At 43.4% G+C, this 11,504-nt stretch carries 8 protein-coding genes and 2 tRNA genes; 8 read left to right on the top strand and 2 right to left on the bottom strand.

Going from position 1 to position 11,504, the window contains the following annotated elements:
- Positions 1-118: 118 nt before the first annotated feature.
- Together L4D09_RS02460 and L4D09_RS02455 are read right to left on the bottom strand one after the other, a co-directional pair.
- A tRNA-Tyr gene (locus L4D09_RS02460) sits at positions 119-203 on the bottom strand.
- A gap of 109 nt (positions 204-312) precedes the next feature.
- Positions 313-397, bottom strand: a tRNA-Tyr gene (locus tag L4D09_RS02455).
- A gap of 235 nt (positions 398-632) precedes the next feature.
- Here L4D09_RS02455 and L4D09_RS02450 point away from each other — a divergent pair.
- From L4D09_RS02450 to rluF, 8 genes are all read left to right on the top strand, one after another.
- Positions 633-1,718 (top strand): efflux RND transporter periplasmic adaptor subunit, encoded by a 1,086-nt coding sequence (locus L4D09_RS02450; protein ID WP_428455898.1) that lies wholly within the window; start codon positions 633-635, stop codon positions 1,716-1,718.
- Entirely contained in the window at positions 1,718-4,855 is a 3,138-nt protein-coding gene (locus tag L4D09_RS02445) for a multidrug efflux RND transporter permease subunit (RefSeq protein ID WP_428455897.1), read from the top strand. The genes L4D09_RS02450 and L4D09_RS02445 overlap by 1 nt, the downstream gene beginning before the upstream one ends.
- Before the next feature lie 496 nt (positions 4,856-5,351).
- Complete coding sequence (locus L4D09_RS02440; protein ID WP_428455896.1) at positions 5,352-6,050, top strand: ETEC_3214 domain-containing protein; 699 nt, start codon at positions 5,352-5,354, stop codon at positions 6,048-6,050.
- Between the two features lie 16 nt (positions 6,051-6,066).
- Positions 6,067-7,047, top strand: coding sequence for a hypothetical protein (locus L4D09_RS02435; protein WP_428455895.1), 981 nt, complete (start codon positions 6,067-6,069; stop codon positions 7,045-7,047).
- Positions 7,048-7,079: 32 nt separating this feature from the next.
- Positions 7,080-8,132 (top strand): hypothetical protein, encoded by a 1,053-nt coding sequence (locus L4D09_RS02430; RefSeq protein WP_428455894.1) that lies wholly within the window; start codon positions 7,080-7,082, stop codon positions 8,130-8,132.
- Positions 8,133-8,138: 6 nt separating this feature from the next.
- Entirely contained in the window at positions 8,139-8,729 is a 591-nt protein-coding gene (locus L4D09_RS02425; RefSeq protein WP_428455893.1) for a hypothetical protein, read from the top strand.
- Positions 8,730-8,806: 77 nt separating this feature from the next.
- A complete protein-coding gene (locus L4D09_RS02420; protein ID WP_428455892.1) occupies positions 8,807-10,135 on the top strand; it encodes a transglycosylase SLT domain-containing protein in 1,329 nt (442 codons plus the stop codon).
- Positions 10,136-10,328: 193 nt separating this feature from the next.
- Positions 10,329-11,429, top strand: a complete 1,101-nt coding sequence (gene rluF / locus L4D09_RS02415) for a 23S rRNA pseudouridine(2604) synthase RluF (RefSeq protein ID WP_428455891.1) — start codon at positions 10,329-10,331, stop codon at positions 11,427-11,429.
- The last annotated feature ends 75 nt before the right edge of the window (positions 11,430-11,504 follow it).

Raw genomic sequence — 11,504 nt, 5'->3', positions numbered from 1 at the left:
TACAGTCTGATCCCTTTGGCCACTCGGGAACCCCTCCACGGGGTGTTGCTAATTGTTTGGCTTTAAAAGCCAGAAAACTGTTTGGCCACTCTTACGAGTAAAACAATTTTCAAATTGATGGTGGAGGGAGATGGATTCGAACCATCGAAGGCGGAGCCGTCAGATTTACAGTCTGATCCCTTTGGCCACTCGGGAACCCCTCCACGGGGTGTTGCTAAATTGTATTGGCTACAAACCAATTTGTTTGGCAAGACAACTTGCTCAAACGGAAAGACGTACCTTACATAAGTTAGGAACAGCTTTCAAGAATAATGGTGGAGGGAGATGGATTCGAACCATCGAAGGCAGAGCCGTCAGATTTACAGTCTGATCCCTTTGGCCACTCGGGAACCCCTCCACAAGTGCGGAGCGGATAATAACAAACCGACTGAACCTGTAAACCCTTTTCCTTAGAAATTAAGTTTAGATGCTGTTATTTTCATCATATTGTTGATTGTGATGGCATAAACCGCTTTTTCGCGAGTTTTGAATGGAATTTATAAACGTAATATTGCTTAACTTTACATTTCTTTACCCCACTACAGGCTTGGTTCAGATATCATCACTGCAGATTTTTATAAGTGGATTGAACAATGAGAAAAATCCTTGTGGCAGCAATGGTGACGGCTGCTTTATCGGGTGGTGGTTTTTTATATTTCCAAGGGCAGTCTGTTGCTTCAGAGCAAAAGGCTGGTCCCGGTGCAGGAAGGCAAGTTCCAGTAACAACTGGTACTGTTTCATCCCACTCTATCGCTCAATCTCTTTCCCTTATCGGTAAACTTGAAGCGCAACGTTCAGTCAATGTTGCAACGCAGGTGGCAGCAAAGGTGGATCGTATTGTTGTTGGCGTGAACAGCAAAGTTGAAAAAGGCGAGCTGTTAGTACAATTAGATGATGCTAAAGCGCGTGCTGCTTTTGCAGAAGCGCAAGCGTATTTAAATGATGAAAAGCGAAAATATAACGAGTTTAAAAGCTTAGTCGGTCGTGGGGCAATTACACAAACTCAATTAGATGCACAGCTAGCCAGTGTTAGCATTGCTGATGCGAGGTTACAAGCGGCACAAGCAGAGCTTAATGATCATGCGATAAATGCCCCTTTTTCTGGCACTGTCGGTTTGGTTGATTTTAGTGCTGGCCATATGCTGACTGTTGGTAGTGAATTGTTTTCTTTAGATGACCTTTCATCCATGCGTCTTGATATTCAGGTGCCAGAGCAATACCTTTCACAACTTCGTGAAGGAACCAAAGTAACCGCAACGAGTCAGGCATGGCCTGATCGTGAGTTCCACGGTGAAATCCAAGCCATTGACTCTCGAGTACAAGCGGATTCTTTGAATATTCGTGTACGAGTGAGCTTTACAAATGAGGATGGCCAGTTAAAGCCTGGCATGTTGATGGCAGCCAATATTGGGTTTACTCCGCAAGAGGCGGCTATTGTGCCAGTGCAGGCATTGGAGTACTCGGGTACGAAACGCTTTGTTTATTTAGTTGATGAAGCTGGAACAGCTAAGCGTACTGAGGTTCAACTTGGAGTACGCGTTGAAAATGAAGTGGTGATTGAATCTGGTATTGATATCGGTGACCGCATTGTTGTGCAAGGGCTGGTGAACATGCGTGATGGGCTACAGGTTAATGATATTACTGACACCCTATTAGCGAAAAGCGGAGAGGGTGCCTAATGTGGTTATCTGATGTCTCAGTTAAGCGGCCAGTCGTTGCGATTGTATTAAGCCTGCTTTTGTGTGTGTTTGGTGCAGTTTCATTTAGTAAGTTGTCAGTGCGCGAGATGCCGGATGTTGAAAACCCGGTGGTCAGTATATCAACGTCATACAGTGGTGCCTCGGCAACCATCATGGAAAGCCGGGTAACGACGGTGCTGGAAGATCAGCTGTCGGGTATCAGTGGTATTGACAGTATTACCTCTACAACTCGTAATGGCTCATCACGTATTCAAGTTGAATTTGAAATGGGGTGGAACCTGACGGAGGGGGTGAGTGATGTACGTGATGCAGTATCTCGTGCCCAACGTCGCCTACCAGATGAAGCTGATGACCCTGTTGTATCGAAAGATAATGGTTCAGGTGAACCTGCGGTATACATCAACCTGACGTCGAGCACCATGGATCGCTCTCAGCTAACAGATTACGCTGAACGTGTTTTAATGGATCGCTTTAGTTTAATCAATGGTGTTAGTTCGGTTGACTTAAGTGGTGCGCTCTACCGCGTTATGTATGTCAAGCTACAGCCATCTCAAATGGCAGGGCGCGGAGTTACAACCAAAGATATTGTTGATGCGTTAAATGACGAAAATGTCGAGTTGCCAGGCGGTGAAGTGCGCAATGATACGACGACCATGTCGGTGCGAACTGCGCGTTTGTATCGTGATGCGTCAGATTTCGACTATTTAGTTGTTCGTACAACAGAAGATGGCTCACCTATTTATTTAAAAGATGTCGCTGAAGTGGCGATTGGGGCACAAAATGAAAATGCCACTTTCAAAAATAACGGTATCTCGAACCTAAGCCTTGGCATGGTCACAATGACCGATGCTAACCCGCTTAACGTAGCTTCGGATGTTTATGCCGAAGTTGAACGTATGCAACGTTTCTTGCCTGAAGGTACGGAGCTTTACGTCGACTATGATTCAACGGTTTTCATCGATCGTTCTATTAGCGAAGTATATAGCACCTTATTTATAACTGGTTTACTGGTTGTTTTGGTTCTCTATATCTTTATTGGTCAGGCACGAGCAACGTTGATCCCTGCGATCACCGTACCCGTTTCATTGATCTCTGCTTTTATGGTGGCTTATTTCTTAGGCTTCTCAATCAACCTATTGACCTTAATGGCTTTGATCCTTGCCATTGGCTTGGTTGTCGATGATGCCATCGTGGTGGTTGAAAATATTTATCACCATATAGAGAAAGGCGAACCGCCTTTATTAGCGGCCTATAAAGGTACGCGTGAAGTTGGTTTTGCTGTTGTTGCTACTACGGTTGTTTTGGTGATGGTCTTTCTACCTATATCCTTTATGGATGGCATGGTAGGGCCGCTGTTTACTGAGTTTGCTGTATTATTAGCAGTCGCCGTGGTGTTCTCATCACTGGTAGCTTTAACCCTGAGTCCTGTCCTTGGTAGTAAGTTGCTCAAAGCTAGCACGAAGAAAAACAAGTTTAATCAATGGGTTGATCATTTGTTTGCCAAGCTTGAGCGTGGTTATCGTAAGTTAGTAACCATCGCGATACGTTTCCGCTATGCTGCGCCAATCGTCATTATTGCGTTTATTGGTTTAAGTGCCGTATTGATGAAATCAGTACCGTCACAACTTGCCCCACAAGAAGACCGTGGTGTGATCTTTGCGTTTGTGAAAGGCGCAGAAGGAACGAGCTATAACCGTATGGTCGGTAACGTTGAGGAAGTTGAGAGACGCTTATTACCGATGGTTGGTGAAGGGGTGATCAAATCTGTTTCTATTCAAACACCAGCTTTTGGTGGGCGAGCAGGGGATCAGACTGGCTTCGTCATCATGCAGCTGGAAAATTGGGAAGATCGTGATGTATCCGCAACAGAAGCGTTAGGCATTGTCCGAAACTCACTTCAAGGGATCCCTGACATTCGAGTTTGGCCATTTATGCCAGGTTTCCGTGGTGGTTCATCTGAGCCAATTCAGTTCATGTTAAACGGTGCTGATTATAGTGAACTGTTCCAGTGGGCGACAGAACTGAAAGCGTTAGCAGAAGACAGCCCTATGATGGAAGGTGTTGACTTAGACTACGCTGAAACGACCCCAGAGCTCGTTGTAAGTGTAAACCGTCAACGTGCTGCAGAGCTGGGTGTGCCAGTAGCTGAAATCGCTGAAACGCTTGAAATCATGTTGGGCGGTCGCAGTGAAACGACATTCATCGACCGTGGCGAGGAGTATGATGTATACCTTCGCGGTGATGAAAATAGCTTTAATAATGCGACAGATCTAAGCCAGATATATGTCCGGACGAGAACAGGCCAGCTTATTACATTGGAATCTGTTGCTGAAGTTGAGGAAGTGGCATCAGCACAGCGTTTGAGCCATAACCAAAAGCAGAAGTCGATCACTCTAAAAGCGAATTTAGTGCCTGGCTATACCTTGGGTGAAGCATTAGATTTCCTTGATGAAAAGGCAATTGAGATGTTACCGAGTGATATTGTTATTGATTACGCTGGTGAATCGAAAGATTTCCGCGAGAATCAAAGCAGTATCCTGATGGTATTTGGTTTAGCGTTGCTGGTGGCATATTTAGTATTGGCTGCTCAGTTTGAAAGCTTCATTAACCCAATGGTCGTTATGCTAACGGTACCGATGGGGATCTTTGGTGGTTTGGCAGGGTTGATGATCATGGATCAAAGCCTCAATATCTTCAGTCAAATCGGTATGATCATGTTAATCGGTATGGTGACTAAGAACGGTATCTTGATCGTTGAGTTTGCGAACCAGCTACGCGATAAAGGTGTTGAGTTCGAAAAGGCCATTATTGATGCCTCAGAACGTCGTTTACGCCCTATCTTGATGACCGCATTTACGACACTATTTGGTGCTTTACCGCTTATTGTCTCTACTGGTGCGGGTGCAGAAAGCAGGGTTGCAGTGGGTACGGTTGTATTCTTTGGTATGGCATTTGCCACTTTCGTTACTTTGTTAGTGATCCCTGCCATGTACCGATTGGTATCTGGTAAGACTAAATCGCCAGGTCATGTTGCAGAGCAATTGGAAAAAGCCTTGCAGCATGATTATGTTGGACGACCAACACATGGTGATATTCCAGCGACTGATCAAAAGTAAACGGTTAAACGACTAACCCTTCAAGCCGCCTTTATTAGGCGGCTTTTTTTATTCCTCTGTTAATACCTATCTGATTATTTATTCAATTAATGGCAATACCTAAGTTAAAAACCATCTAGTTCACTACTATTACGTTGCTATAAATTAAACCTGGTCTGCATCTGTTATTCCCTGCAGGCATTATCTTCCGAAGTCATACTTAACACATTTAATCAGTGGATTAGGCTAGTTATGATTGTTATTTGAGCGCCAGTTTTTTGACTAATTATTGAATGCTGTTTTATTTGATCGCTTAGTGATCACTTTTGTTTTTTTTGGTCGAATTGCAAGCATTTGATTGCTTGCCATATTGAATGTAAGGAATTAGAGAAATAACATATTTTGTTAATTTAAATCCCGCTGGATATATTCAGTAGGAAAACTTATCTATCTAAAAAATAAAAATATGCAAAGTGAAGAATCTATAACAATATCCAAACCAAACTTTTGGATAAAAATGCATAGTGTCGCATTGGCTGTTGCTGCGATTATGCTGTCGTTAGGGCAGTGGAATGACACAAAAGATGCAGTAGAAATGATTTATGAATCCATCATTACTAACTGGACGAATGAAATCGAATATGAACAATTATCTAAAATAAAAATCGGACAAACACAAGACTATATTGATGACTTAATGGGTGTTGCTCAGGCATCAAAATCATCTAAGTTAGACAATGGTGTGGTTTTTTATTATTACGGTGAAGATAAGTACTTACTGACTATTGCAATTAAAAGTGAACGTGTTGCTGGATACAGTATTACGGCATTGAAAAATGACTTTACGATAAACATTCCATATACCGATACCGTGCTGTTAGATATGCCTCTTTCAGCCCAAAAAACTGAGTTGGAAAATTATTATACGGATAATGGCAATCTTGATTATTACGCACAGTCATACTCATTAGGACGTAATGCAATGTTCTATAACTTAGTCATTGGTGCTGTTGATTACGGTTTAGTTTCAACGGATAGCTTGCAAAATATTCAAGCGATTAACCATAAACTGAATACTGGCGATGATCTCGATTTTTCCGAATTACAGACAATGCGCACCGCAGTGCCAAACCTATATGCTATTTCAGAGCTTCCTTCTGATGTCATGGTTGAAGCAATGTTAACCCGCTTTGAGTTTAATGCTTTTTTTAATTAGTTAGCAGTGAGTTACGATGAATATTAAAGCTACCTTGACACTGGTTGGTGGTTTGATGCTGTCTGGGTGTCAGTCTACGAGCACACCGGAATGGGCCTTAAACCCAACAGTTGATACCAACATGTCGCTATATGCTGTAGGTCATGGCGGTACGCTGAAAAATGCCAAACGATCGGCAATGAGCCAAATGAATGAGAAGCTTTGGACTCAAGTCGAATCATCAGGGTATGTACGTCAGGTCGTTCGAGATGTAAATGGTGATGAAAACTACAGAACGCAAAGTGACACCGTTGTTGATGTAAAAACGGCTCCACTTGTTTTAAGTGGTGTTAGCTACAACCGTAGTGAACAACGAGATGGTATTTACTATGTTGAAGCGGTTATCTCTCGTGAAAATATTATTCACCAACTCAAACAAGAGCTCACCACCATTGATGAAAATGCAAAAACTGAGTTAATTAATTTCAAGCATAGCGACCCTTTAATTTGGTGGTTGAATAACCGCGACATTGACAGCGATAAACAAAATTTATTAACCCGAAAAGCGATGTTACTGGCCGCAAGTAATAGCAGTGAAAATAATATTCCATCTGACAATGTTATTGAGCTAGAGCGTCAAGTAAATAAAATAAAAAATAGTTTGTTATTCAGTGTCAATGCTGAAAAGAGTGACGCTTGGATGAGAAATTTTATCGAAAACCATTTGTCTGAAAAAAACATAGCAACAGTTAATTCATCATCAAGCAGAAATGCTTTTAGCCATCAAATCGTGCTAACAACACATTGGCGACAAAGTAAGATTGGTGAGGCGTATATTTCAACAGTGATCGCCAAGCTCGCACTGAAAAATAAAAACGGTAAAACCGTTGCCAGTAGCGAAGTGATTGCAACAGGGAACTCTATTACAAACTTTACCCGAGCGAAAGAGAGTGCTTCTCGTCATTTTTCCGCCCAAATAAGTGACCAAGGACTATGGCACTTCCTGGGTGTAATTTAACTCTATATAACAATAATTGGATAATTTGGTTTATGTCTAAGAAACTATTATTAGCAGCAAGCATTACAACCCTGTTGACAGGTTGTATGAGCACGTCAGCCCCTGAAGGCGTTTGCCATTCAAGTACAGCAATCAACATTCCGCAAAGTGATGTTGCTGTAACCACATCGCAAGGTAAAAAAGCCATCGTATTACCGGTTGATATTGCTCGTGGTGTTGAGTTCCCATCGATCATGGCAACGGCTTTCCAGCATCGCCTAGAGAGCCAAGTGGATGAATCTGGTGCTAAGTTAGTTGATCGCTCATTAGCGGGAAAATTGAAGCAAGAAATTAAGCTGGCAGAAGAAAGTGGCCGTTACAACACCTCAGGTGTGGCGATTGCTGACTATGCGGTACTGGCTGAAGTGACATCGTCGAGCATGAAATATTCTTTCGATGATGAAGAAACTAAAACCAATGATGATGGCGAGTCGAAGTACTACCCAGCAGAATGTACGTTTACAGGCTCTGTTGAAGGTCTAGTAAAAGTAGTTGCATTGCCAAGCATGGAAGTACTAAAGCGTATTGAAATTAAAGCCTCTGAAGTAAGCTCTTTCGATCAAGACTACCCAGATTCAGATTGCCCAATTTCAAAGGGACAATATAAGCGCATTATTGAAAGTGCAGCAAAAAATGCGGTTAACCGTAATGACGATCTTAAAAACCAGCTAGCACCAAGTGGTGTGGTCGAAGAGCTCCGTCAGTGTGATGAATACGGCACCATGGTTCGCGTTAATATGGGTACCACGTTAGGTATTCGTCCTGAACAAACTGTTGAAATTTCATCAGTTGAAAAAGTGAAGCTAGCAAACGGTGAAGAAGAAATTGAATTTTACCCGGTTGGTGAAGGTAAAACAGCGGCAGAAGATAACCGCCAAGGCTTAAAGCCAAGTTACTCTTGGGTGGGTATCGATGAGAAAAATGCGTTGAAAATTCAGCGTGGCGACCTAGTTGAAGCGCGCTACGACAGTGGCTGTAACGACTTACCAGAAGTACTGCAACCAGCGTGCTGGGAAATTTACGAATCACTTAACGGTAAAGGCTAATCAATAATGAAAAAACTACTTTTATCGAGCGCTCTGGTTCTTGGGTTGTCTGGCTGCCAATCAACAAGCAGTAACAGTATTCAAGATCTCACTTGTTACTACCCTGATTCAGTGCAGCACGAAGCACCAGCTTGGGTGTGTGATGTAATGCCAGCAAGCATTACCATTGGCAGTGTAGGTTACGCCAAGAAAAGTGCTGCAGGCATGAGTGTAATGCGCACTATTGCTGTGAATGATGCGCGTAAAGGCTTGGCTCAGCAGTTTGAGTCAAACGTGAACACCATGTTCAAGCAGGCAATGGCTGCAACGGTTGAGTCTACGGGTGAGGCTGTGACCGAGAATGTGAACGAGCAATTTGAGTCGGTAACAAAAACGATGACCTCTCGCTCGTTATCAAACAGCCGCGTTATTGTATCTCAGCGTAGCCCTGCGGGTGGCCTATATACGTTAGTTGGCATGGATCAGGCGACGTACGACAACAATGTAGCTCAAGTTGTTGAAGCGGCTAGTAATAAAGAATCTGGCTTGTGGAATAAGTTCAATAACAAGAAAGCTGAAGAAAACCTTCAGCAAGCATTGAGCTCAATGATCCAGTAAGCCAGCCCACGGCTGCTAAAAGGCTACTTAGGTAGCCTTTTTTTATGGCTTTTAACAGAACAGAAAAAGGAACCGAGATGAAATTAACTCGATTAGCCTGTTATTGCGCATTGCTACTGTCAGTGCCATTCGCCCATGCCAACGATCCATTTGCAGAGCTTGATGCTGCAGTGGCAGAAGCAAACCAACCACAGTCTCAGCGAGATGCTGAATTTGAAGCTTTTGTTTTAGCTTATTTAGGTGAATATGAAAGCTGGCGGAGTGAATACCTAAAAGAGTTTGATGAATACCGTGCAGAGGTCATCGCCAAATGGGGTGATGGTAGGGTTTCTCAACGTCACATAAGTGTTGATTATAGTGACAATAAAGAGACACGAACGCTGGTGGATTTCGAAAAAAATGAAGCGACCATTGCACTGGTCGTTGATGCCGATACCAGTATTGAGCAAGCAAAACAGCAATTGGAGCAAGCCACAGCCCAAGCACTATCAGCAGGAGATTCTGCATTGACTGAAGCTTTGGATGCAGCCTCCTCAATTCCCGTTGGTGAGGTTGTTGAAGCAGCGGTTGATTTTTCTGATGAGGTAGTAACGGCAGCAAAGAAAGTGATTGTTGAACAGACACGCACTCAGCTTCAGGAAATCGACAAAGAGTCAGAATCGCTGTTGGCAGCAAGCCCTAAAATCAGCACCGGTTTGGTTGATAGCGTTGCGTTGCAGAAAAAAGAGCAGTTACTTACGTTGACAGCAGAGCGCTTAGAGAGCTTGGATAAAACCTATGAGGACGCGAGAGCGAAAGCATCGTTACTGACCAAGAAAAAGATCATCGAATACCGTATTCAGTTACCTGAAAATGGGCTTGGAAAGCGAGCTGCTAAATATGTGGATTTCGCTGAAAAAGAAAGTGAACGATTTGATATCCCTGCGGCGCTAGTGATGGCTATCATGCACTCAGAATCGAGTTTTAACCCCAAAGCTAAATCACCGATCCCTGCCTATGGGCTGATGCAAATTGTGCCGACAACTGCGGGACACGATGTGAATGCTCGGATCCGTAAAATCAATGGACCAATGCGCCCTGATGAATTATATATGGCTGACGTGAATGTCGAAACAGGGACGGCATACTTAAATATTCTTGATAAGAGTTATTTAAAAACAATTACAAACCCAACCAGCCGCTTGTACTGCACTATCGCAGCATACAATACTGGGGCTGGGAATGTAGCCAAGGCGTTTAACCTTGATGGTTCACGGAACATTCGTAAAGCCGCAAAAGTGATTAATACCTTAAGCCCTGATGAAGTATATCAAAAGTTGCTTCAAGACTTACCGTATGACGAGACTAAGAACTACCTGAAGAAGGTATCGACTCGCATCGCGCTATACGAAAAACATACGTCATAATTGATTGTGTTTAATGCCACTGCGAGGTGGCATTTTCATAAAATGTACTGATGTAGGCGGGCTTGTCTATCGCTATTCCTCATGTTTTCTTTCCCTCTTGTGGTAGGTGTTGGTAGAATTAAAGGAATGACGACCAAATTTGATTTGGTACCACCTTGATCGCGTTGCGAAACGCTTAGTGTAGAAGAACATCATGTCTCAGAATCAGCCTCAGAATGCTGCTGGTAATGGCGAACAAGCCAAAGCAGTACGTTTAAATAAATATATTAGTGATACAGGCTATTGCTCACGCCGTGAGGCGGACAAGCTTATTGATCAAGGACGAGTGACCATCAACGGTGAACAACCTGAGATGGGTGTAAAAGTACAGCCTAATGATGAAGTCTTAGTTGATGACCGTCCGCTTCGTGCAAAAGAAAAGCCAATTTATATTGCACTGAACAAGCCGACAGGGATCACCTGTACGACTGAACGCCATATTAAAGACAACATCGTAGACTTTATTGGTCACCGTAAGCGTATTTTCCCGATTGGTCGCCTTGATAAACCGTCTGACGGTTTGATCTTCCTGACCAACGACGGCGATATCGTCAATAAAATCCTCCGTGCTGGTAACTCGCATGAAAAAGAGTATGTGGTGCGTGTTGATAAGCCAATTACTCAAGTCTTCCTTGATAAGATGGCTTCTGGTGTCGAAATTCTTGATACCGTGACACTGCCATGTAAAGTAACCAAAGAAACGACATATTCATTCCGAATTACCCTGACACAAGGTTTGAACCGTCAGATCCGCCGTATGTGTGAAGCATTGGGTTACGATGTTTTCAAACTGCGCCGTGTACGCATCATGAATATCAGTATTGATGGTCTACCAAACGGCAAATGGCGTTATCTAACCGATGCTGAAATCGCGGAAATTCACAGCTTAATTGCGGGTTCGAGTAAGACGGAAGAAGCATCTCGAGTTGATGGTGAAGGGCAATCGATTCAAAAAGCGACCGATGCAAAGCTTTATGATAGCCGTCAGCAAGACAATAATAGCAACAGCCGAGACGGTGACGTGAAGTACAAAACCTATAAAGGTAAAGGTGACTTTAACCGCACGCGTCAAACAGAAGAACGTGGCGGTCGCCGTCAGGATGAGCGCCGATCGCCTCGTCCAGGTAGAGGGACGAGGCCGGGTCACCATCAACCGGGCTTCAATAAGCCAAAACGCGAAGAGGGTGATGCACCAAAAGGCCGAAACTCTGGCTCTACGGGTATTAAAAAGTGGAAATCGAAGAAAGACGCGTAAAGCGACTTTTGTTAACGATATGCCAGAGATGGGAGCCTAGTGCTCCCATTTTTATATCTGTGCGTATAGGGATCT

Origin of the sequence: Photobacterium makurazakiensis, assembly GCF_050336715.1 — a bacterium.
Taxonomy (GTDB): domain Bacteria; phylum Pseudomonadota; class Gammaproteobacteria; order Enterobacterales; family Vibrionaceae; genus Photobacterium; species Photobacterium makurazakiensis.
Note: the sequence above shows the minus strand (reverse complement) of the source record. Positions and strands in the feature narration are given on the sequence as shown.